This is a genomic window from Butyrivibrio sp. LB2008 (genome assembly GCF_000621565.1).
In the GTDB taxonomy this organism is placed as follows: Bacteria; Bacillota; Clostridia; order Lachnospirales; family Lachnospiraceae; genus Butyrivibrio.
On the sequence record NZ_JHXZ01000012.1, the window covers coordinates 1 to 24,034 of the forward strand.

The following is a 24,034-nucleotide window of genomic DNA, read 5'->3' on the forward strand; positions in this document are numbered from 1 at the left end:
CCTTAGCTTTGTTGGGAGATAATCAAACGGATGTGAATGTGCAATCAATTTGTAGTGATTCTTGTCCTTCAAAAATAATTCCTTCATTTCCTTTGTTTGTTTACGCGTAAGTTTTAAATCAATATTTACATCAAATTCTTCTTCATCAGGTAGGTCTAATCCATTCTTAATTCCTCGTGTACCATCCTTAATCCTTATGAGAAAATACCAACCTTTTTCTTGGATATGTGCCATACTGTGATAAGATTCGTATCCTCTATCAGCAATTACTAATGCTTTGGGAATAGGCGATCTATCTACCATCTCTTGCAATGCAGAGTGCTCATTTGCATCATGCTTTCCTTGAAGTACTACATCAGTATATAAATGATTTTCTAGATTATAGAGTGCATTTAAATGCAACAAATTGTAGGGCTTTTGTCCATTAACACTGGGATAATAAGATTTTTTATCTTCAGAATTAGTTGGAATTTGAATATCAGAACCATCAACTGCAAGAATAGTTAAATCAGAATGCGAATGATTTTGTAGTTTATTTGTAAACCCTTTAAAGATGTCTCTAAAAAATTCGGGCTTAATCTTTTGTCTTTGCTGAACAAAAGCCGAGGCAGATGGCAATGAACTGACATCATGGAAGATATCAATCATCTCATTGGTTATACTCTTGCTTTCCATCTCGATGATAGCTCTGACTATTTTTTCGAATGGAAGCTTACGATTCCTAGTGAAATCTACTTTGGGATTAACAACATAATCCAACATGTTTTGAGTAGTGGTAGTGATTTCAGATAATAAAAGCTTTTTAATGTGTTTTGGTTTCATATGTGACCTCCTTGCAATCAAGTTTTCCTTAATTACAAGGGCCGCTTTCGCTACCTTTAAAACATCAGTAGCGAAAGCGGCCACACATTTACGATAATCTGTCAATACCTTTTAAGAAAAAAAGACCCCTATGTCATTTCTGACATAGAGATCTTTTGGGCTGTCATCTTAACTTAATGACATTGATTTTCTATCGGCTAGCCTTTTTCATTCTTGTTTCCACTCAACTGATATAAAAAATCATACTAAAAACCGACTAAAAAGAAGTTTTTAGTATGTACACAGGCTTTAGCTTGTGCTAAGCAAAATTTACTTTTGACACTCACATCATTATATAGGGTGATTATATCAATTAATTTCCTTAATAAAATTAACCAGGATATCTGAGCATTTCTCAGGTTTATCCAGATATATTTCATGCCATCCAGGGCACTCTACCATCTGACAATTTCCTAGCTTTTCCATATATGTTGCTTTTATATCAGGATTTTCACTTTCTACTCCATATGTTGTGGCCGCAACATATACTTTAGGTATTTCATTCGTTTTTAAGGTGTCCCAAGTCTTTCTAATGTTGTCTCCAAATAGCTTTTCTTCTGAGTTACAGGCATTTGAACCCATAGTCTTAGATAATACTCTCCAGGCTATATCTCTATGCTTTTCATCCAAGATAGCAAAAGTACTGTCGTCATCATCCTCATTACAGATAGGCTTAATCAGAGCGTTGATTAGACCAAATTTACCAGCTGTATGCATCCAACCAGGGAAGAAGTCCCAAGCACTGTACTGGTCCTCTTCAATCGGATAAACTGGTACGCCATCAAAAATTGCGACACCTTCTATTTCATCAGGATATTTGCTTTCCCAATAAGTAGAATATATACCGCCTAAGGAATGGCCTATAAGAACATATGGAGGCTTCACGCCGGCATTTTTAAGAGCCTTGCGATAGTCCTCAACAACATATTCAACTGTCATATCGTTTTTAGTGTCGTCACTCAAGCCATATCCAGCCCTGTCGATGAAATACAATTCATTATTCTTTTCAATTTCTTTTGTCATTTCTCGCCAGGCTATGACAGCTTCACCATCAATAAATCCCGATAAGCAAACTATTCTATGATTACCATTTTCTTTTCCACACTGATACACATTAAGCGAATAATCACCCACTGAAACTCGATTTTCATAGCCTTCTGTTCTAAGCTGCTTAAGAGCTCCATGCATATTCAAATGCTGATAAACAGCAAATATAGTAATAAACAGGACAATCCCTGCCAAAATAACACCTGTGACACGGCCTATTATCTTCTTCATCTTTCTCCTATTAATAAAACATATTCCGATTTCTATACTCGACTGCCATAGTATGTCTGACGTAGTATGTTATATCATAGGATTTCTTCCCTGTCAAGGATTCAACAAGATAGAGTTTCGCTATGCGAAACTCCCGCAGTGCGAGCCTGCAATTGCTGAAAGCAATTAAGTACATATGCAGGCGAGACACATCTTACAAGCGCAGCTTGTTTTTTATGTAATAGGAGATTCCAGAGGAATTTCCTATTACATAAAAAAGGCTAGCCACGGCTCAATGTCATTAATTTAAAATAACAAACATAGATTCCTATATCAGAAATGGTATAGGGGTCTTTTTTTTAACACTTGACACGAGCGACAAAATGTGCGGCCGCTTTCGCTACTGATCGAATAGAGAGGTAGCGAAAGCGGCCCTTGTAATTAGCAAGAGTTAATTGCAAGGAGGTGCTTATATGAAACCAAAACACATTAAAAAGCTATTAATGTCGGAAATTGAAACTGTTGCAAATGCTTCTGATAAGTATTGTTCAAATCCAGGGCGTGATTTTTCACGAGAACGAAAACTCTCTTTTAAAAAAGTCGTGGAAAGTATTATCGGAATGGGTAGCAAGGGACTTACAAATGAGTTGATTGACATCTTTAATAATGACCCTGAAATGCCCTCCGCCTCTGCTTTTGTCCAACAACGGAGCAAAATCAAGCCTGAAGCCTTCAGGGATATATTGGCAGGGTTCACAGAAAAGATAACCGAGCAATCTTGCCAATTAAGATTATTGGCAGTAGATGGTTCTGATATTCAAATCGCAACTAATCCAGATGATGAAGATACCTATTTTCCAGGGGCAAATGGTCAGAAGCCTTACAACCTAATTCATTTAAACGCCCTTTATGATCTTGAACAACATATTTATGTTGATTCAAGAATACAAGGGCGTATGAGTGGGAATGAACATATGGCATTGTAAGAAATGGTTGATAAATCAGACATACAGAAGGCCTTAGTCATCGCAGACAGGGGATATGAATCTTATAACAACATGGCTCATATACAGGAAAAAGGATGGTTCTTTTTGATACGTGTAAAAGATGGAAAAGCTGGCATAAAGGACGGATTGCTACTCCCTGAAGAGAATGAATTTGATGTTGATATTTGCTTGAAGCTTGTACGAAAACAAACCAATGAAATAAAGGAACTTATGAAAGATAAAAATAAATATCGATTTATCCCCCATAACGCAAGTTTCGATTATTTACCGGAGAAAACAAGAAAAGCAGATCCTGTTATATTTTATGAATTAAAGTTCAGGGTGGTCCGTTTTGAAATAGGAACTGAGAGTTACGAAACAGTACTCACGAACCTTGACAAAGACGCGTATCCAGCGACAGAGTTAAAGCGACTATACGCTGCCCGTTGGGGAATTGAAACATCTTTCCGAGATTTAAAGTATACATTAGGGATGCTTGATTTTCATTCAAAAAAGGTGATGTGCATCCATCAAGAAATCTATGCACATCTGATTATGTATAACTTTTCTGAAATGATTACCTCGCATGTAGTCATTGCTAAAAAACAAAGAAAGCATACATATAAAGCAAACTTCTCAGTTGCCGTCCATATGTGCAGACTCTTCTTCTATGAAAGAGCATCACCACCCAATCTGGAAACCATAATTGCAAGAAATCTTATACCGATACGGCCAGAACGACATCGCACTCGAAATCTGACTACAAAGATTTTTCATGGTTTCTTGTATAGAGTAGCATAATTATACTTAATTGAATACTTTTTGCGGCAGACTTTCGTCTGTCTTGTTGTGATGCTCAGAAATAAAAAAAGAACGATTGAAGATATAAATACCTCAATCGCTCTTGTTGATTCTTTGGTTAATCCCTTAATTGGTCAATGTTAACTTAATGACATTGATTATTGAATGTACTGCTTTTTTTAAAACATAGATAGAGCTGTGAGGTTAATCAAGCAGATCTGTCATGCTCCTTATACTGAGTGCAACCGTTGATGTGTTATGCAGAAGTGACGTTGTGGTTGGGCTGAATATTCCAAACATTCCCATAAGGATGAGGAATGAGTTAAAGCCCAGTATTGCGCGATAGTTAAAGTCAATTCTATCCATCAATTTAGTGCTTAGTTCTTTTAAGGTTATGAGCACCGAAAGATCGTCGGAAGAAATGGTGATATCGGCAATTTCTCTTGCTATTGAAGCGCCGGTGCTTACGGCTATTCCGGCATCAGCTTCGGAGAGAGCGGGAGAGTCGTTTATTCCGTCTCCGACCATTATGACTTTTCGGCCTGCTTCGTGTTCTGCTTTAATAAATGCGGCTTTGTCTTCAGGCAGAACTTCTGAGAAATACTTGGTCACGCCTGTTTTTGAAGCGACCGATGCGGCAGTTCTTTCGCTGTCGCCTGTCATCATTACGATATTTTCAAATCCGATGTTCTTTAGCTTCTTTATAACTGACGGAGCTTCTTCTCTGATAGGATCTTCGATAAGTATGACGGCTGACAAAACTCCACCTATTGCCATATATAGGTGCGAATACTCATTTGGAAGATTGTCAAAGCGTTCTTTTTCTGTTTCGGGAATAGTGCATCCTTCATCTTCGAAAATGAAATGATGGCTTCCGATACATACTTTCTGATTATCGATGGTACTTGAAATTCCATGTGCGACGATGTACACAGCCTTAGTATGTTTTTCTTCATGTGACAGGTTGCATTATCGGCTACTTCTGTGGTGCTGCTACCGGTATCTGAAGCGGATGAATCCACGCCGTCTTTTCCGCATCCTGTAAGAGATAATACAAGAATAGCAGAGAAGATGACTGACAAAACTTTGATTTTCATATTTATAGCTCCTCTCTTAAGTAGAAAAATAATATGTTAGCGAGTGCTAACCAGTCACCAGTGAAGTCTATCATAGATTTCGTGGCTTTGATATGAGCAAAATAGACAAAAAAATGTAAATGGTTACCAGAAACTAACGGAAAAGTGTTGACAAAGAAGTTAGCGAGTGCTAACATAAACGCAGTTAGGTGAATCTAACGTGTGACATACGTATGCTTACAGAAATCTCCTACACAAAATGCCGCATCTTGCCAATGCGGCATTTTTCTGCGGTTTGGTGGATAGAAATGTTTTTGCGATTATGCTATTGACAAACATTCTTAATAAGAATATTCTATGTTTGGGGTTAGCATAAGCTAATAGTGATTGTATGATGCTAACTCGAGTTACAGGAGGGTAATATGACACTTAATGATGCGGAACTTGGTAAGGAATACATAATTGATGCTATAGACACAGGTGGAGATGAGGAGATGGAGAGCTTCCTTTTTTCACTGGGATGTTATAGCGGAGAGAAGATTACTGTTGTTGATAAGAAACGTAATCTTGTGGTCGCTATTAAGGATGCAAGATATAATATCGATCCTGAGTTAGCGGGAGCTATCAATATCTGAGGATGTGCAGAAATCTGCTTTCCATAAATTTTTTTAAACGATTTTAGGAGGAATTGTAATGAGAATCGCAATGGCAGGTAATCCCAACAGTGGAAAAACGACCATGTACAACGCTCTGACGGGAAGGAGCGAGAAGATTGGTAACTGGGCAGGAGTTACTGTTGACAAGAAAGAGCATGCTATTAAAAAGAGTTATTATGATGGAGACAAAGAGCTGATCGCTGTCGATCTGCCCGGTGCATATTCGATGTCACCGTTTACTTCAGAGGAGAGCATCACAAGTGCTTATGTAAAGAATGAGCATCCTGACGCGATAATAAATATCGTTGATGCAACTAACTTAAGCAGAAGCCTTTTCTTTACAACACAGCTCCTGGAACTTGGGATTCCTGTTGTTGTTGCACTCAACAAGAATGATGCCAATGACAAAAAGGGCAATTCAATTGACGAGAAGGCATTGGCAGAAAAGCTCGGATGCCCTGTGATCAAGACTGTTGCAACATCTGAGAACGGTCTCAAAGATGTGGTTAAGGTTGCGGCATCACTTGAAGGAAAAGGACAGAAGGAACCTTACAGACAGGGAGATGTTGACGTTCATGATAAAGCGGCGGTTGAAGCAGCTGACAGAAAGCGTTTTGAATTTGTAAATAAGATTGTAAGCGAAGTTGAAAACCGTAAGGTACTTACAAAAGATAAGAACTTTGGCGATACGATCGATAATGTGATAACACATCCTGTTATCGGAATTGTTGTTTTTGCTGCTATTATGTGGCTTGTGTTCTATATTTCACAGACAACGGTCGGAACATGGCTTGCAGATATTCTTGCAGGTTGGATTGAAAGCTTCCAGGGAATGGTCGGAGATGCAATGGCAGATGCCAATCCGCTTCTCTATGCACTTCTTGTAGATGGTATCATCGGTGGTGTAGGAGCGGTTGTAGGATTTCTTCCTCTTGTTATGGTAATGTACTTCCTTATCGCGCTTCTTGAAGATTGTGGATACATGTCAAGAGCAACTGTTGTGCTTGATCCTATCTTTAAGAGAGTAGGTCTTTCAGGAAAGTCGGTTATTCCTATGATCATCGGAACAGGTTGCGGTATACCTGCGATCATGGCTTGCCGTACTATCAGAAATGAGAGAGAAAGACGTGCAACAGCTATGCTTGCAACATTTATGCCTTGCGGAGCCAAGCTTCCCGTTATCGCACTTTTTGCAGGCGCATTTTTCCCTGAATCAAGATGGGTAAGTTTCATCTGCTATATGGGAGGTATATTGCTTATCCTTCTCGGAGCACTTCTTATCAAGGCTATTACAGGTATGAAGTACAGAAAGAGCTTCTTTATCATCGAGCTTCCCGAGTACAAGGTTCCGAGCCTTATGTTTGCGATTAAGTCAATGCTTGAGAGAGGTAAGTCATACATTGTTAAAGCAGGAACCGTTATCCTTGTTTGCAATACTGTAGTTCAGATCATGCAGACATTTGATTTCAGCTTCCAGCCTGTAGAAGAGGGAATGGAAGGAACATCAATCCTTGCAGGCGTTGCAGGACCTTTTGCTTATCTTCTTATTCCGATTGTAGGCGTCATGAGCTGGCAGCTTGCGGCAGCAGCTATCACAGGATTTATTGCGAAGGAAAATGTAGTAGGAACAATCGCTACCGTATATGCAATCTCAAATCTTATCGATACGGAAGAACTTGAGCTTATCGGAGAAGGTAACGCTGTTGCGGCAGTAATGGGAATCACTAAGGTTGCAGCTCTTGCATATCTTATGTTTAACCTTTACACACCACCTTGCTTTGCAGCTCTTGGTGCTATGAATTCTGAGATGAAGTCTGCCAAGTGGCTCTGGGGAGCAATCGGACTTCAGCTTGCATCCGGATTTACTGTTGGTTTCCTTGTATACCAGATTGGAACACTTATTACAACAGGAACTGTAGGCGCTGGATTTGCGGCAGGACTTGTTGCAATCGCAGTATTTGCATGTGTTATTGTATATCTCATAAAGAGAACTCAGAGAGAGATGGTACTTGAATATAAACTTGACTAATAATTTGTAAGCCCGTTTAATGCGGGCTTACTTAATAACAAAAGGTTAGCTTAAGCTAACATACGATATATAACAGACGGAACAGTATGATGGCTTTTTGAATTGGAGACGAGATTATGAATGATGAACAGATAATCATGATGCTACGAAACAACGGAATGCGAATAACTAAACAGAGAAAAATTGTGGCTAAGGTTATTGCTGAGAATAATGGTGTTTCATGCAAGACAATATGCTGTATTGTCAAGAATAGAGACGAATCAATAGGGACAGCAACTGTTTATCGTATGATAAAAGAATTGGAGGACATTGGGGCTGTTGAGAGAATAGACATGATCAAACATAATTGACGGCACCATTCCATAGAACAAGGAATTATTATGCAATTAGAATTACAGAACATCAAAAAATCGTATGGCGAGGGTGGAAGCCGTATTGAAGTACTTAAGGATATTAGTCTTGGCATTGAAAAAGGGGAGTTTGTGGTACTTCTTGGCCCGTCAGGTTCCGGAAAGTCCACTCTCCTTAATATAATCGGAGGGATTGATACCGCCGATTCAGGCAAGATAATTATCAGAGAAAAGAGTATGGCGGATATGGATGAGAAGGCACTTACTTCATACAGAAGAGAGCACCTTGGGTATATTTTTCAGATGTATAATCTAATCCCTAATCTTACCGTCAGAGAAAACATTGAGGTTGGGGCATATCTTTCCAAGAAACCGCTTGATATTGACGAAATCATAGAGGTACTTGGTCTAAAGGAACATCAGAACAAAATACCGAGTCAGTTGTCGGGAGGGCAGCAGCAAAGATGCTCGATAGGAAGAGCAATCGTAAAGAATCCGGATATTCTTTTGTGCGACGAACCCACAGGAGCCCTCGATTACAATACTTCCAAGGAGATTCTTGCACTTATTGAAAGAGTTAACAAGGAATATGGAAATACGGTCATCATGGTCACTCACAATGATGCCATAAAAAATATGGCAGATTTTGTAGTGAAATTAAGAGACGGCGTTATAAGAAAGAGTTACAGAAATGAAACGAAACAAACAGCGGAAGAACTTGACTGGTAAGATGAAGAAACCGCTTAACAAAAGACTTATCAGAGAACTTACAGGCGATATTGGAAAATACATTGTTATTTTCATTCTGCTAGTTTTTTCAATAGGTTTTGTTTCGGGTTTTCTTGTTGCCGGTGAGAGCATGATTAAAGCTTATAATGAGAGCTTTGAAAAATATAACATAGAAGATGGGAACTTCAGAACAGAAGAGAAAATAACCGCCGCTCAAAAAGAGCGGATTGAGAAAAAAGGAGTTTCCATATTTGAAAACTTCTATATAGAAAAAGAATTTGATAACAACACAAAACTTAGAATATTTGCAAACAGGGAACAGATAGATAAGGTATGCGTGATGGAGGGAAGACTTCCGGATGACCTTTATGAGATTGCGATAGACAGAATGTATGCAGATAATAACGGGCTGAGTGTCGGAGACAAACTGGTTTCGGGAAGTGAGAGCTATGAGATTGTAGGTCTCGTGGCATTGTCTGACTACAGCGCACTTTTTTACAGCAATAACGACATGATGTTTGACGCATCTGCATTTGGTGTTTCAGTTGTATCGGATAAGCAATTTGCGGAATATGATGAAGCTAAGCTTCGTTACAACTATGCCTGGCTGTATGACGATAAACCACAGACTGACGAAGAAGAGAAAAAAGCTTCTGACGATCTGATGGACGTTCTGGCTAATATTGTTTCACTCGAGAATTTTGTTCCGGGATATCTTAATCAGTCGATTACATTCACGGGAGAAGATATTGTCGGCGACAAGGCAATGATGGAAGTTCTTTTGTACATAATAATCATCATTGTTGCTTTTGTATTCGGAGTTACGATCAATAACACTATACATAAAGAAGCTACTGTAATAGGTACGCTCAGGGCGTCGGGATATACGATAAATGAGCTTATAAGACATTATATGTCAATGCCGCTTATAGTAACCGTTATCGCTGCAATTATCGGAAACATTCTGGGATATACATGTTTTAAGAACGTATGCGTTGCTATGTATTACGGAAGCTATTCACTTCCTACATATGTGACGATCTGGAGTGCGGAGGCTTTTTGGAAGACCACTGCAATTCCGGTAGTGATAATGATCTTTATAACTTATTTTGTCCTTAGGAAAAAACTGAGCTTAAGTCCTTTAAAGCTTATCAAGCGCGACCTTAGCGGGAAGAAGCCGCGGGCTGCGATTGCTTTGAATAAAAAGATAAGGTTTTTTGACCGTTTTCGCATACGAATTCTTATTCAGAATAAGAGTAGCTACATAATCCTCTTTATGGGGCTTTTGTTTGCAAATCTACTTCTCTTTTTCGGAATGATGCTTCCGCCGCTTCTTGTGCATTTTCAGGGAATCGTGACGGAGAACATGCTTGCAAAGCACACATATATGCTTCAGATTCCGGCAGGGGCGATAGATGACGAAGATGAATTGTCGGCGGCTTTTTCATATGTCTTTTTACTGAACAAGATAAGTACAAATAATCCGACGGCGGAGAAATTCTCTGCTTACGGGCTTAAGACAACGGGCGAAGGCGGAAGCAGGGTTGAAGATGTAAGCCTATATGGGATAAAAGAGAACAGCAAGTATATTCACGCTGACTTTGATGATAAGACAGTGCTTGTTTCTTCGGCGTATGCAGATAAGTACGGGCTTAAAGAAGGCGATGTGATAACACTTAAAGAGCCCTATGAAGATAAATATTACGGCTTTAATGTAACGGGGGTATATGACTACGACGGCGGAATTGCGGTCTTTATGAGCAAAAAACATCTAAATGACATAATGGGACTTTCGGAAGATATGTTCTCGGGATATTTCTCCGATACGGAAATTACTGATATAGAAGATAAGTACATTGGTACTGTCGTAGATGAAGAGTCGCTTACAAGAGTGTCGAGGCAGCTTATGATTTCGATGGGGAATCTCATGTACATGGTAGACGGGTTCTCGGTGGTCATGTTTATTGTGCTGATATATCTTTTGTCCAAACTCATCATCGAAAGGAATGTGCAGTCGATATCTATGGCTAAGATTCTGGGGTACACGGGAAAAGAGGTTGCTGCGTTGTATATAGTCCCCACAGCACTTGTGGTTGTGGCTTCGCTCCTTATTTCGTACCCGATATTGTCTTATGTCATGGTCGGAATATTCAGAGTGATGTTAAAGCAGATGATGAGCGGCTGGATGGTTATCTGGCTTGATCCGTCGGTTTATGTAAAGATGTTCCTCATGGGAATAATTACTTATGCGGTTGTTGCCGTTATTGAGTACAGGAAGATTGGTAAGATTCCGATGAGCGAGGCACTTAAGAATGTTGAGTGATGGATTTTGGGTAAATTACTCGGTGTGAACTATGCAAGTTGACTAGGGTTTGAGCTTGCCGGATAAAAAAGATGAGAGGATGAAAAAATATGGGATTATTCAAAAAGTATGTAAATCAGGTGAGTAAACCGGAAGGTTTTCTGGGAAAGATGATGATTGATACTATGAACGGCGGACATGCGAAGATGGCTGACTGGGGAATATCGCACCTTCAGACAATTGCGCCGGATGAAATTCTGGAAGTCGGATGCGGGGGCGGAAGAAACGCATTTGCGCTTATGAAGAAGTATCCGTCTTCTAAGCTTACTGCAATTGATTATTCGGAGTTATCTGTTGAGAAGGCCAAGGCTTATAATGCAGATATGATATCGAGTGGACGTTGCAAGGTGCAGCAGGGGAATGTTGCTGAGCTTAATATGAATGAGCAGTTTGATCTTGCTACTGCGTTCGAGACTATTTATTTCTGGCCGGGGCTTGAGAAATGTTTTGGTGAAGTGAATAAGGCACTTAAGCCCGGTGGAACATTCATGATCGTAAATGAATCTGACGGAATGGACAAGGCAAGTCTTGGATTTGAGAAGATTGTTGAAGGCATGAAATGTCATACGATCGAAGATATCAAGAGTGCACTTAAAGGCGCAGGCTTTAAGAAGGTTGTTGCGGATCATCATGGAAACAAGCCGTGGATAACGGTTATCGCGAAAAAGTGATAAAGGAAAATGATTTAAATGAGGTTTTTGTGAAGAAGTGATGAAGGCTTGGGTAACGGTTACTTCCAAAAAAGAATTGGGAATAAGGTCTGAAGGAATGGGTGTGGAGAAATAAGGTCTGAATGAATAAATGTAGTGGGGGCATGTTTGGGGATAAGCGGTTACTAATATAGAATGTCATATATGTGAGGTGCCGATTATGTCAAATATTATAATAGCAGCGATTTTGGCAATGATTTTGTTCGCGGCTTTTAGCGGAGCGATTAAACACTTTAAGGGTGAAGGAGGTTGCTGCGGAGGCGGTGGCTCGACAGTGAAAGAACCGGACAAAGAGCTTGCCGGTCCTGTTATAAAGACTAAAGTGTTTGAAATAGAAGGGATGCACTGTGAAAACTGTGTAAACCGAGTTAAGCGCGCAATAAACAGAATTGACGGCGTTTCAGCCAAAGTCAATCTGCGAAGGAAAGAGGCGGTTGTCAGCTATGACAGGGAGATTGACGACAGCTCTTTTACCAGAGATATAGAAGCTTTGGGATATACAATTACGGAGAAATGAGGAAGAACACGCCAAGCAGCCGGAGCATGCATTAAGAATGCATTGTGTAAAGGTGCATTATAGGGGCGTTAGGTAAAGACTGCGAGGCTGAATAAGTGAAAGTATGCCTTAAGAGGATGAAAATCATGATGTAAGGCATATTTTAATAAGAGAATGCAGCGTTGAAACGGTACACTGCGAATAGACTATTTTGATATTACGGTAGCTTGCATAAGCCCTTAATATAACATAATTTTAGGAAAGGGGAAGTATGTCCGGACCTATCACGATAGTAGTCGGACAATACGAAAAAAACATGGAAAAAAATTATTTTGACTTAACAGAGAGAGTGGCACTTATCACAGGATGTTCCTCGGGACTCGGAGTGCAGATGGCTAAAGCGCTTGCATCACAGGGATGCAATATCGTAGCTGTTGCCCGTCGTAAAAATCTTATTGATGAGGTTGCAAAAGAGATCGCTGAAAAGTATAAGGTTAAGGCGATAGGCGTTACATGTGATATCACAAGCACAGAAAATGTAGAAAATGCTGTTGATATTGTGATGCAGAAATTTGGAAGAATTGACATTCTAATCAACAATGCAGGCACGGGATCGGGAGCTACAGCTGCCGAGAATGTTGAAGACTCGCAATTTGAAGGTGAAGTTGCGATAGATCTTACAGGAAGTTTCAAGATGGCAAGAGCGGTTGCAAAGAAAGCAATGATTCCCGCTGCATATGGCAGAATTATAAATATTGCTTCCATGTACGGACTTGTTGGAAATAACATTGCTCCTGCGGTTGCATATCATGCAGCAAAGGGTGGTGTAGTCAATCTTACAAGAGCGCTTGCTTCCGAGTGGGGAAATAAGGGCATTACGGTAAATGCGATCTGTCCCGGATATTTTGAAACACCGCTTACAAAAGAAACTTTGGACAGCGAGTTCTTCCAGCAGTACGCGCGAACAATGATTCCCATGCAGCGCTATGGAAAAGAAGGAGAGCTTGACAGTGCGGCAATCTTCCTTTCATCTCCGGCAAGTACATATGTAAATGGAGTTATCCTTCCCGTTGACGGCGGATATACGGCCATGTAAAAGTGAAGAAAGTGAATCAATCCCGGACAACCTCCGGGATTGATTTTTCTGCTTTATATCATGGGGGATTTCTAAATACGTGATAGATGTGCAATTTAATTATTCAAGCTAAAACTTGTATGCATCGGCGTACAAAGCAACTCTTGCGATACCGTAGAATATTGGCGACAGATAATAACTGAGCTTGATTAAAACGTAATACTATGGTTAAACTGGATATGAATGAGTATTTGAGTATGCAATGGTAACATAAGGAAAAAATGATCTGGGAGAGAAAAGATATGAGAAGAGTGGCGTTGATCCTTGTTTTGGCTGTTACTACATTGACGGCGGTGAGCTGCGGCAAAAGAGAAAAAGAAAAAGAGATTGCTGAGGAAATAGAGGAAATATACAAAGATGGCCCTACATCTGTTTATATTTCGCCGGATGCAGATCAAGATACGATTGATGGTCTTATATCATCTATAAAAGATTATAATGCACAATTAGACGGCAGATGGCAGACTGCATCAATGTCTTATGAAGCCGATGGAAGTATGCAGCCGGAGTTCTATGTTGAGTTTACGGATAGTGAGATAAAATACGGACATCTTAAGGATGATGAGTTTGTTGTAGATCATGCCGATAAGATTGAGTCGATGTTATTCGGTGAAAAGTGTGTAATACAGGCAACATCACAAAACGGAGTTAAGTATACATACAGGACTTCGGAAAGTGACAGCAATATTCTCGAATACTATGAGACTTGGAACGAAGAGGAGTATCCTGACGCGTACAGAGGGGGTGCTTCACTTAGCAGATGTGAGTAAGTGCGTAAAGCAAAATTGTCATCTGTGTTTTGGCGAGAAATTTCGGAGAAAAAACGGAGAACACAGATTGGAATTGAGTCAGCGATATCATTTATCTGTGTTTTAGCGAGAAATTTCGGAGAAAAAAACGGAAAACACAGATAAGAACTGTAGAAGTGAATATCCTTATCTGTGTTTGGCGAAAAAATCCGGGAAAAAGAGCCCCAAAACACAGATAAGACTTGAATAAGTGACACCATTTATCTGTTTTCAGGCAATAATCCTGAGGAAAAGAAAAACCCGAAAACAAGAATAGTAACAATAATATAGCCTTTTTCTAAAAAGATGTGCTATTATATGTGATGAAAATTTTATAAGAAGCGGAAGGTGTCCGCAGTTTGATGTTTATTGAGAATTGTTTCTTAAATTTCCAATGAAAAAAAGTGATGTGCAAGGCAAACTGCTAGGGAAGCGCAAATTGACTTTTGTTCTATATCAAACTGTGGGTGAAAAGGGAAGCAGGTGCAAATCCTGCACGAACTCGTCACCGTGATTCGAAAGTTTATGACTTCTTGAATGAAATTACAGAAATCCGCACTGGTTGCGGATTTCGTGAGAAAGTGATTCAAGAGTCAACCAAGCCTAATCGACAAAGTCGATTCTAATTGGCTTGGTTGATACATTCTTGAACATTATGTTCAAGAATGTATACCAATCGATCAGCCGGGAGACCTGCCTGTCGCTGTACATGGGATACCCAAGCCACGAGGAACTGGTTGTACGAAGAAATGGTTTGCTGTAAAACGCAGCAAATTGGTTTTTTGCGCATTTTATATCGTATGGATTTAGGGCTCGTGTAACAATAAGCACGAGCTTTTTCAATATAAGTAGGAAATCAATTTCCTACTTATATAAAACCGCTCCGCTACACCTCATTTCTCAACGGCTTTCGTAATCATATATTTTCACGGAGGACTATTATGAAAAAGAAAACACTTGCATTAGTACTTGCAACAGCACTGTGTGTATCAATGCTTGCAGGATGTGGCAAGGCACAGACTGAGGCACCTGCTGACGGAGCGTCTGCAGAAGTGTCATCCGAAGAGGCAGATGCAGCAACTTCAGAAACGTCAGATGCCGAGGCGGCAGACGGAGAGCTTGCAGACGGAACTTACACAGCTTCTTTTAACACAGACAGCTCAATGTTCCATGTAAATGAGGCAAATGACGGAAAAGGAACACTTACTGTTAAAGACGGTAAGATGACAATCCACGTATCACTTGCATCAAATGGTATTTTAAATCTGTTCTGCGGAACTGCAGAGGATGCGCAGAAGGAGGGAGCAGAGCTCCTTCAGCCTACAAATGATACAGTAACTTACGAAGACGGAACAACAGAAGAAGTTAATGGCTTCGATATTCCCGTTCCTGCAATTGATGAGGAGTTTGATGTGGCACTTATTGGAAAAAAGGGAAAATGGTACGATCATAAGGTTTCTGTTTCTGATGTTAAGCCCGAGGCTTCGGATGAAGATCAGGCAGCAGCTGATAATGTTGCAAAGCTGATCGATGCTATCTATGTTCAGGAGCGTACGGATAAGACTGATGAACAGTGCGCCGAAGCAAAGAAAGCATGGGATGCGCTTACAGACAGTCAGAAGGAGCTTGTTGAAGGTGAAGAGGCAGATCCTGATTACTTCGGAAGAGATACAGGCGATGCATCCAAGGATGATGCCCTCAATGCCGATAAGATTGGGGATAAAGAGATTCTTGTAGTAAGTTTTGGAACTTCTTTTAACGAAAGCAGGGTTGAGGATATAAGCGGAGTGGAGAAGGCTCTTGCAGCAGCTTATCCTGATTATGCGGTAAGAAGAGCTTTCACAGCACAGATTATTATCAACCACGTTCTTGCAAGAGACAATGAAGCTATCGATAACGTGGATCAGGCACTTGAGAGAGCAGTAAATAACGGCGTAAAAGAGCTTATCGTTCAGCCCACACACCTTATGCACGGTGCGGAGTATGACGAACTTATGGATGCGCTTAAGAAATATGAGAGTAAATTTACTAAGGTGGCGGTAGCAGAGCCTCTTCTTGGTGAAGTTGGAAAAGATGCTTCAGTTATCAATAAGGATAAAGAAACTGTAGCAAAGGCAGTTGTTGCAGAAGCGGTTAAGACAGCAAAGTTTGACAGCATCGAAGCTGCTGATAAGGACGGCACAGCATTTGTTCTTATGGGACATGGGACATCACACACAGCAAATGTAACTTACAGCCAGATGCAGACACAGATGGATAAGCTTGGATACAAGAACGTATTCATCGGAACAGTAGAAGGCGAGCCTGAAGAGACTGAGCTTAGCAAGGTTATTGAGAAGGTTAAGGCAGCTGGATATAAGAAAGTAGTTCTTCGTCCCCTTATGGTTGTTGCAGGAGATCACGCAAACAACGATATGGCCGGAGATGATGCCGATTCCTGGAAGAGCGGATTTAAGGCAACGGGTGCATTTGACAGTGTTGAGTGCCAGATAAGCGGTCTCGGAAGAATCGCAGATGTTCAGAAACTCTATGTTGAGCACACAGGTGCTGTTATCAAATAAATGAAAACCACAATGAACAGGCAGAAAAATATACTGAATAAATATATAAAGAGTATTGTATTTCTTCTGTTTTTCACCATAAGTGTAATCGGATGCGGCAATATTTCAGACGGGGAATATGCCGCATCTGTTACTCTTACGGGAGGAAGCGGAAAAGCAACTATAGAAAGTCCTTGCGCAGTAACTGCCCAAAAAGGCAAACTTACGGCGAGGATTGTTTGGAGTAGCCCAAATTACGACTACATGATCGTAGACGGGCAAAGATATGATAAAGTAAATACTGAAGGGAATTCTGAATTTGAGATTCCGATAGTCCTTGATAAAAAGATGGATGTTCAAGCTGATACGACAGCCATGAGTAAGCCACATCTTATTGATTACACACTTACTTTTTCTGTTTCCGATTCCAAAGATGATTCAAAAAGTGAAGATGAATCTGCAAAAGAAACGAAAGTAAAGCTTAAAACAGAAACTGAACTTGAAAAACCACCTGTGATAGCAGGTCTTACATATGAATCAACCGATGATAACAACTTCGCAAAGTGCTACAGAATACACAGATATTCAGACGGCTACGCGGTTATAAGTATAGATGACGGAAGAAATTATCTTATAGTACCTGACGGAAAAGAAATCCCGAAAGTAGAAGAAAAAGATATGAAAATCTTACAGCAGCCGCTTGATAAGATTTATCTTGCTGCATCAGGCGCAATGTGTCAGTTTGATACGATAGGAGCCACCGGGAACATCGTTCTTTCGGGAATCGAGCGAGACAACTGGTACATAGATTCTGCCGTAAAGATGATGGATGAAGGAAAACTTAAATACGGCGGGAAGTACAGCGCGCCTAATTATGAGATGATGGTGTCCGATGACATCGAGCTTGCGATTGAATCGACTATGATACTTCATTCTCCTAAAGTCATTGAGAAACTTGAACAGCTCGAAATACCTGTTTTTATTGATAAATCGAGCTATGAGCAGGACCCGCTCGGAAGATGCGAGTGGATAAAGATATACGGTCTTTTGACGGGAAAAGAAAAAGAGGCGGAGCAGGCTTTTTCTGAGCAGATTGCAAAAGTTACATCGCTTGATGATATTGATTTTTCGGGCAAAACAGTATCTTTTTTCTCTGTAAATTCAGAACATCTGATATTTACGAGGGGGAAAGACGACTATCTTGCAAAGATGGTAGAAAAAGCAGGCGGAGTCTACGTTGCACCGCCGCAAACCGGTAAAGAAGGTAATTCGTCATATCTTAGCGTAAGTACTGAGGCATATTATGACTATGCAAGAGATGTTGATATTCTCATATATAACGCCGCGATAGAAGATGCGCCCGCAGATCTTGCCGAACTTAAGCAAAGCGATGTGATATTTAATGATATGAAAGCTGTAAAGAACGGCGATGTCTGGTATACAGACAAATCACTGTATCAGTTTGCAAATAAAACCGGTGATATAATAAGTGACCTCGGCGGGGTGCTCTCAGGTAAAAGCGATGATACGGGATTTTTTCATAAGCTCAGATGATACATGACAGCGGCATTAAAAAGAGGAAAACAGATGGAAATTAAGCACATTCTTCCTTCCGATATAGAAAAAACAAGTCTTGGCATAATAAAACAAGAACTCACACAAATGGGAAAGACGCTTCCGGATGATACAGAAGCTACCGTGATAAGGGTGATTCATACCACAGCTGATTTTGAGTACGCGGATACAATGATGTTCTCGGAAGGCGCGGTGGAAAAGGGGCTTGAGGCCATTAAGAATGGCGCACACATTGTGACCGATACGAATATGGCACTTTCGGGAATCAGCAAAAAGACTCTTGCGAGATTCGGAGGAGAAGTTCATTGCTTTATGGCTGATGAGGAAGTTGCAAAGGAAGCCAAAGAGCGAAATGTCACAAGAGCTTATGTCAGCATGGAAAAGGCGGCAAAGCTCGGCGTTCCGATAATTTATGCGATAGGAAATGCGCCGACGGCACTTATCAAATTAAAAGAGCTTATGGATGAAGGCTACAGACCTGAACTCATAATAGGTGTGCCGGTCGGTTTTGTAAACGTTGTTGAGGCAAAAGAACTTATAATAGATAATGACAAAGACGTTCCTTATATAGTTAACAGAGGACGCAAGGGCGGAAGCGGTGTTGCGGCGGCGATATGCAATTCGCTTTTGTATAAATTGTATCGTTGACGCTGTTTTTGGCATATGGACGAGTGTGTTGTTTTGATCATCTATAATCAGATTGTGCAGTATACTGGGGTAAATTCTGTTTATTTACAACTGTGACAGAGCATCGGAGGAAAATAGGCATATGGAACTAAGGAGCGGCTTTACGACGGGGAGCTGTGCGGCGGCTGCGGCGAAGGCAGCGCTTATGATGCTGCTGGACTCGGTTGAGGTTTCGAAGGCGGAAGTAGAGCTTGATTCAGGTCGCGGACCTGTCGCAGATAACAGAGTTAAGGATATTGAGTATGTGAATATAATGACTCCCAAGGGCGTACCGTACTACGCGGAGATAGTCAATGTCGTGCGCGATGAGAGCGGGAAAAAAGTTACCTGTTCCGTTATTAAGGACGGCGGCGACGATCCGGATGTCACGACGGGGGCTTATATCGAGGTCAGCGTTAGAATTGTAGACAAACCCGGAATTACGATTGACGGCGGAAAAGGCGTCGGACGTGTTACTAAGCCGGGACTTGATCAGCCTATAGGTGAAGCTGCGATAAATTCTGTTCCGAGGAAGATGATAGAAGAAAATCTTCTTGAAGTTCTTAAGGAAAGAAATGCCGGGAACACCGGGCTTGAAGTTATAGTGAGCGTACCCGATGGTGAAAAAATTGCTGAAAAGACCTTCAATCCAAAGCTTGGAATAGTCGGAGGAATATCTATTCTTGGAACGACGGGCATAGTTGAGCCCATGAGCGAGAAGGCGATAGTTGATACGATAAGAACCGAGATGCGCGTAAGGAAAGCGGAGGGGCGACAAGTTCTTTTGGCTGCGCCGGGTAACTACGGAATAACTTTCCTTAGCGAAAAGTGCGGGATAGATAAAGACATTGCCGTTATGACTTCTAATTTTGTTTATGACTCCGTTATGATAGCAAAGGAAGAGGGCTTTTCCGAGATGGTCTTTGCGGGGCATATCGGAAAGCTTGTTAAGGTCGCAGGCGGGATTAAGAATACCCACTCAAGATACGGCGACCACAGGATGGAGATTCTGACTGACATCACGGGAATGTTTTCATGCGGAAAAGAGTTTGATGAGTTAAAAGAAAAGATCGCAGAGTGCGTTATGACGGATGAAGCCGTCAGGATAATCACGGAAGCAGGGCTTGCTGATAAAGTTTTTCCTAAGATGGCAAGTCTTATAAAGGAAAATATGGAAAAATGGGCTGAGGGAATGCTTAAAGTTGAAGTAATAGTTTTTTCTAACGAATACACGGAACTTGTAAGTACCGTAAATGCCCATGAATACTTGGAAAGGACAACTTAATGGTACATTTTGTCGGAGCGGGCCCCGGAGCTGTCGACCTTATAACGGTCAGGGGAAAAGAACTTTTGGAAAAAGCGGACGTCATAATATATGCGGGATCGCTTGTAAATCCTGAGCTTCTTAAGTATGCAAAAGACGGCTGCGAGATACATGACAGCGCAAAGCTTGACCTCGGGCAGGTTATAGAAATCGTGCAGAAAGCGGAAGAAGAAAATAAGATGACGGTGAGACTCCACACGGGGGATCCGAGCATCTATGGCGCGATAAGAGAGCAGATGGACGAGCTTGATAAGCTTGGTTTTGAGTATGATGTGACGCCGGGTGTCAGCTCTTTTTGCGGGGCGGCGGCAGCACTTAATATGGAATACACATTGCCGGGCGTAACGCAGAGCGTAATTATCACAAGGATGGAAAAGAGAACTCCCGTGCCTGAGAGAGAGTCTGTAGAGGAACTTTCAAAACACGGGGCTACGATGGTTTTCTTTTTGTCGGCAGGGGATACGCAGACACTTAGCAGGAGGCTAATAGAAGCGGGAGTTGCAAAAGATACTCCTGCGGCGATTGTATATAAGGCAACCTGGGATGATGAGAAGAAGTTTGTTACGGATGTTGAGAATCTTCCGAATGTTGCGGTAGAGAACGGTATAAATAAGACGGCGCTTATCATAGTCGGAAACAGCGTCAAACAGGCGGATTACGAGAAGTCAAAGCTGTATTCGCCTGATTTTACTACGGGCTTTAGAAAAGGCAGAAATACAAATGACTAAGAATGGAAATAAAAGAGCGGTAGTGGTTTTTGCGCTACTGATAGGTCTTTGCGTCTCAGCTTTTTTTGCAAATATTATTATCGGAAATGTCAGGATAAGTCTTGATGAAGTGATGAGGATATTGTTTGCGGGCGGAGGAGACGTTAAGAGCAGGAATATAATAGCAAGCATAAGACTTCCGAGGACTGTTATGACATTTGTTCTTGGGGGAGCTCTTGCGGTATCCGGATTTCTTTTGCAGACATATTTCGCCAATCCGATCGCGGGCCCGTACATTCTGGGGATTTCGTCGGGCGCAAAGATGGCGGTTGCGATGAGCCTGATATTCATAACATCGGGAACGGGTTATACATCGAATCTGATGCTTGTGATGACTGCTTTTGTCGGAGCGATGGCTGCTACGGGCTTTATCATTCTTATTTCCAAGAGGGTGCGGAATATGGCGGCGCTTCTTGCGGCGGGAATAATGATAGGCTACATATGCAGCGCTGTGACGGATTTTCTCGTCACTTTTGCGGAGGATTCGGATATTGTCAATCTTCACAGCTGGTCGCAGGGGAGTTTTTCGGGAGCGTCGATGAGCGCTGCTTGGTTTTCTGCGGTGATCGTGGCTATTGTTTTTGTTGCGGTCATGCTTATGAGTAAAGTTCTGGATGCGTTCAGGCTCGGAGAAGTGTACGCTGCGAGTGTCGGCATAAATGTGAAGCTATGCAGAGTCCTTCTTATCGTGCTTTCAAGTATTTTGTCGGCGTGTGTGACGGCATTTGTGGGGCCTGTTTCTTTTATCGGAATCGCGGTGCCTTTTCTTATGAGAGAAGTATTAAAGTCGTCTAAGCCGATAATCCTGATTCCGGCGTCTTTCCTGTCGGGAGCGGTTTTTTGCATGATAAGCGATCTTCTTGCGAGGATGCTTTTTGCACCGACTGAGATCAATATTTCTGCGGTGACTTCACTTTTTGGGGCGCCGATAGTTATTTTCATGATAATAAAAAGAGGTAAGACAGGGTGAAAATAGAGGATTTATCTGCGGGATATCGCGGAAAGGCGGTTGTTCCGGGAGTTAATCTTGAAATAAAAAAAGGAGAGATAATCTCCTTCATAGGACCGAACGGTGCGGGAAAGTCCACTCTTTTAAAGACTCTTTACAGGGAACTTACGCCTGTTGCGGGAGCGGTATTTATTGACGGCGCAGATGTGTCCAAGATGACGCTTAAAGAGCTTGCAAAGAAACTGTCCATAGTTACGACGGACAGGATAAAGCCCGAGCATATGACTTGCAGAGAGGTTGTGATGGCGGGGCGCCTTCCTTATACGGACGGATTCGGAGTTCTTGGGAAAGAGGACAGGCAGGCTGCGGAAGATGCGATAGCTCTTATGAAAATCGAGGGCTTTGCGGACAAGCAGTTTAGTAACTTGAGCGACGGGCAGAAGCAGCGGACGCTTATTGCAAGGGCAATAGCGCAGTCTCCCGAGTATCTTGTAATGGATGAACCCACATCCTATCTGGACATTAGGTACAGGATGGAACTAATGGAAGTTCTGGAAGGTCTTGCGAAAAAAGGTGTGACGATAGTTATGTCGATTCACGAGCTTGAGCTTGCTGTTTCTGTTTCCGACAGGCTTCTTCTTGTATATGATGATGGAAAGACGCTGTGCAAGACACCTTTAGAAGTCATGGAAGAGGGGCTTATCAAGGATTTGTTTTCACTTACGGATGAAATGTATGAAAAGATTTATGGAAAAGGCAGAATATAAGAATTATAAGATTATAAGTTTCACTTCAAGGGGAAAAGAGCTCGCGGAAAGAGTGCTTTTCCTTGTTTCGGGTGGAGAGTTTGAACGAGGCTGTGATGGCAGTGGACTTGGTAAAGGAGAACGATATAAGAAAAGTTTTGGCAGAGAAAATGCTGTCGTGAAAGGTATAGATGAGGGCTTTACATTAGATGGCTTTGTTAAAGAAAACTTTCATCAGGGAAATGTTCTCATATTCATAGGCGCTGCCGGAATCGCGGTAAGGGCGATAGCGCCTTATATTGAAGATAAAACGAAGGATCCTGCTGTGATTGTTATAGATGAAGCGGGAAAGAATGTGATACCTCTTTTGTCCGGACATATCGGAGGCGGTGTGAGAGAGGCAAAGCGGATTGCGGAGCTTCTTGGTGCGAATCTGGTTGTTACTACGGCGTCTGACGTTTCCGGAGAATTTGCGGTTGATGTTTTTGCTTCCGAGAACGAATTTGTGATTTCCGATATGAAGAAGGCTAAAGAGTTTACGGCAAGGCTTCTTGAGGAGAAAGAGGCTGTGTATGAGGTGGATAAAGAGCTTGCGGGGATGCCTTCTTATGATGTTGATGCGGGATATGCGAATGTAGTCAGGCGATTGGCGGATGGAGAGAGTTGTGGCAGTGAGGTTAAAGGCACTGATATCAAAGTAGATGCAGATTGTAAATGCGCTGAAAATATAGCGGGTAAGAATGCTGTTAAAGAGAGCAATATTGAAAGAGACAAAGCATGTTTTACAATTTCTTTTCGCAAGGATAAGTCTGAGAGCGGAGTGCTAAACCTGATTCCTAGGTGTATTGTAATCGGCGTCGGCTGCAAGAAGGGGACGCCTTATGAGAAGCTGCTGGCTTTTGTTGAGGATAAGCTTTCGGAGCACAATATAGATAAGAGGGCGGTAAGTGTGCTTGCTTCCGCGGATATTAAGAAAGAGGAAGAAGGTCTTATAGGTCTGTCAAAAGAACTTGGAGCAGAGTTTAAGTTTTTTTCTTCGGATGTCCTGATGGCGCAGGAAGGGGAGTTTACGGCTTCTGAGTTTGTAAAGAGTATAACGGGGACGGATAATGTCTGCGAGAGAGCGGTCGTTGCCTGTGGTTGCAAGAAGATTCTTGTTAAGAAAGAACGCTTTGACGGGATGACTTTTGCGGCAGGTGTGATGGGAAATGGCAATGTAACGTCTCAGGGC

20 protein-coding genes, 2 pseudogenes and 1 riboswitch are annotated in these 24,034 nt (G+C 41.5%); of the genes and pseudogenes, 19 read left to right on the forward strand and 3 right to left on the reverse strand.

Annotated elements, in window-relative coordinates:
• Nucleotides 1-822, reverse strand: an 822-nt coding sequence (locus T356_RS17995; protein WP_155838942.1) for a transposase, incomplete at its 3' end; no start/stop codon positions are given.
• Nucleotides 823-1,170: 348 nt separating this feature from the next.
• Entirely contained in the window at nt 1,171-2,139 is a 969-nt protein-coding gene (locus T356_RS0101635) for an alpha/beta fold hydrolase (RefSeq protein WP_026512991.1), read from the reverse strand.
• A gap of 452 nt (nt 2,140-2,591) precedes the next feature.
• Here T356_RS0101635 and T356_RS21410 point away from each other — a divergent pair, with 452 nt between their 5' ends.
• Nucleotides 2,592-3,104 (forward strand): hypothetical protein, encoded by a 513-nt coding sequence (locus T356_RS21410; RefSeq protein WP_051563075.1) that lies wholly within the window; start codon nt 2,592-2,594, stop codon nt 3,102-3,104.
• A 3-nt stretch (nt 3,105-3,107) separates the two neighbouring features.
• Nucleotides 3,108-3,905 (forward strand): IS4 family transposase, encoded by a 798-nt coding sequence (locus T356_RS21415; RefSeq protein WP_218141017.1) that lies wholly within the window; start codon nt 3,108-3,110, stop codon nt 3,903-3,905.
• A gap of 204 nt (nt 3,906-4,109) precedes the next feature.
• Here the strand turns inward: T356_RS21415 and T356_RS18000 are convergent.
• A pseudogene (locus T356_RS18000) lies at nt 4,110-4,868 on the reverse strand (HAD-IC family P-type ATPase); the annotation flags it as partial.
• Nucleotides 4,869-5,403: 535 nt separating this feature from the next.
• Between T356_RS18000 and T356_RS0101660 the strand changes: the two are divergent.
• From T356_RS0101660 to T356_RS21755, 17 genes and pseudogenes are all read left to right on the forward strand, one after another.
• A complete protein-coding gene (locus T356_RS0101660) occupies nt 5,404-5,616 on the forward strand; it encodes a FeoA family protein (protein ID WP_026512996.1) in 213 nt (70 codons plus the stop codon).
• Nucleotides 5,617-5,674: 58 nt separating this feature from the next.
• On the forward strand, nt 5,675-7,666 hold the full coding sequence (gene feoB, locus T356_RS0101665; RefSeq protein WP_026512997.1) for a ferrous iron transporter B: 1,992 nt from the start codon (nt 5,675-5,677) through the stop codon (nt 7,664-7,666).
• 116 nt (nt 7,667-7,782) lie between these two features.
• A complete protein-coding gene (locus T356_RS0101670; RefSeq protein ID WP_026512998.1) occupies nt 7,783-8,016 on the forward strand; it encodes a transcriptional repressor in 234 nt (77 codons plus the stop codon).
• A gap of 30 nt (nt 8,017-8,046) precedes the next feature.
• Nucleotides 8,047-8,745, forward strand: a complete 699-nt coding sequence (locus T356_RS0101675; RefSeq protein WP_026512999.1) for an ABC transporter ATP-binding protein — start codon at nt 8,047-8,049, stop codon at nt 8,743-8,745.
• Nucleotides 8,708-11,068 (forward strand): ABC transporter permease, encoded by a 2,361-nt coding sequence (locus tag T356_RS0101680; protein ID WP_330370869.1) that lies wholly within the window; start codon nt 8,708-8,710, stop codon nt 11,066-11,068. The genes T356_RS0101675 and T356_RS0101680 overlap by 38 nt, the downstream gene beginning before the upstream one ends.
• Before the next feature lie 89 nt (nt 11,069-11,157).
• Entirely contained in the window at nt 11,158-11,778 is a 621-nt protein-coding gene (locus T356_RS0101685) for a class I SAM-dependent methyltransferase (RefSeq protein WP_026513001.1), read from the forward strand.
• 199 nt (nt 11,779-11,977) lie between these two features.
• Entirely contained in the window at nt 11,978-12,334 is a 357-nt protein-coding gene (locus T356_RS0101690) for a heavy-metal-associated domain-containing protein (RefSeq protein WP_026513002.1), read from the forward strand.
• 250 nt (nt 12,335-12,584) lie between these two features.
• Nucleotides 12,585-13,409: an SDR family oxidoreductase gene (locus T356_RS0101695; RefSeq protein ID WP_035780185.1), complete on the forward strand. Its 825-nt coding sequence runs from the start codon at nt 12,585-12,587 to the stop codon at nt 13,407-13,409.
• A 281-nt stretch (nt 13,410-13,690) separates the two neighbouring features.
• Nucleotides 13,691-14,218, forward strand: a complete 528-nt coding sequence (locus T356_RS0101700; RefSeq protein ID WP_155838943.1) for a hypothetical protein — start codon at nt 13,691-13,693, stop codon at nt 14,216-14,218.
• Between the two features lie 466 nt (nt 14,219-14,684).
• Nucleotides 14,685-14,933: riboswitch (cobalamin riboswitch) on the forward strand.
• A gap of 724 nt (nt 14,934-15,657) precedes the next feature.
• Nucleotides 15,658-16,797, forward strand: coding sequence for a sirohydrochlorin cobaltochelatase (locus T356_RS0101705; protein ID WP_442856025.1), 1,140 nt, complete (start codon nt 15,658-15,660; stop codon nt 16,795-16,797).
• Complete coding sequence (locus tag T356_RS18005; RefSeq protein ID WP_051563076.1) at nt 16,798-18,330, forward strand: ABC transporter substrate-binding protein; 1,533 nt, start codon at nt 16,798-16,800, stop codon at nt 18,328-18,330. It abuts the gene before it with no gap.
• A 33-nt stretch (nt 18,331-18,363) separates the two neighbouring features.
• Nucleotides 18,364-18,999, forward strand: coding sequence for a precorrin-8X methylmutase (locus tag T356_RS0101715; protein ID WP_026513006.1), 636 nt, complete (start codon nt 18,364-18,366; stop codon nt 18,997-18,999).
• Nucleotides 19,000-19,120: 121 nt separating this feature from the next.
• Complete coding sequence (cbiD, locus tag T356_RS18010) at nt 19,121-20,302, forward strand: cobalt-precorrin-5B (C(1))-methyltransferase CbiD (protein WP_035780186.1); 1,182 nt, start codon at nt 19,121-19,123, stop codon at nt 20,300-20,302.
• The gene (gene cobM / locus T356_RS0101725; protein ID WP_026513007.1) at nt 20,302-21,069 is read left to right on the forward strand and encodes a precorrin-4 C(11)-methyltransferase; all 768 of its coding nucleotides are present in this window, start codon (nt 20,302-20,304) and stop codon (nt 21,067-21,069) included. The genes cbiD and cobM overlap by 1 nt, the downstream gene beginning before the upstream one ends.
• Nucleotides 21,062-22,078 carry a FecCD family ABC transporter permease gene (locus T356_RS0101730; RefSeq protein WP_026513008.1) on the forward strand — a complete coding sequence of 339 codons (1,017 nt, stop codon included), beginning with the start codon at nt 21,062-21,064 and terminating at the stop codon, nt 22,076-22,078. Before cobM ends, T356_RS0101730 begins: the two co-directional genes overlap by 8 nt.
• A complete protein-coding gene (locus tag T356_RS18015) occupies nt 22,075-22,824 on the forward strand; it encodes an ABC transporter ATP-binding protein (protein ID WP_051563078.1) in 750 nt (249 codons plus the stop codon). Before T356_RS0101730 ends, T356_RS18015 begins: the two co-directional genes overlap by 4 nt.
• Nucleotides 22,805-23,986: pseudogene (locus tag T356_RS21755) on the forward strand (cobalt-precorrin 5A hydrolase); the annotation flags it as partial. The gene T356_RS18015 and the pseudogene T356_RS21755, both read left to right, overlap by 20 nt.
• Between the last annotated feature and the right edge of the window lie 48 nt (nt 23,987-24,034).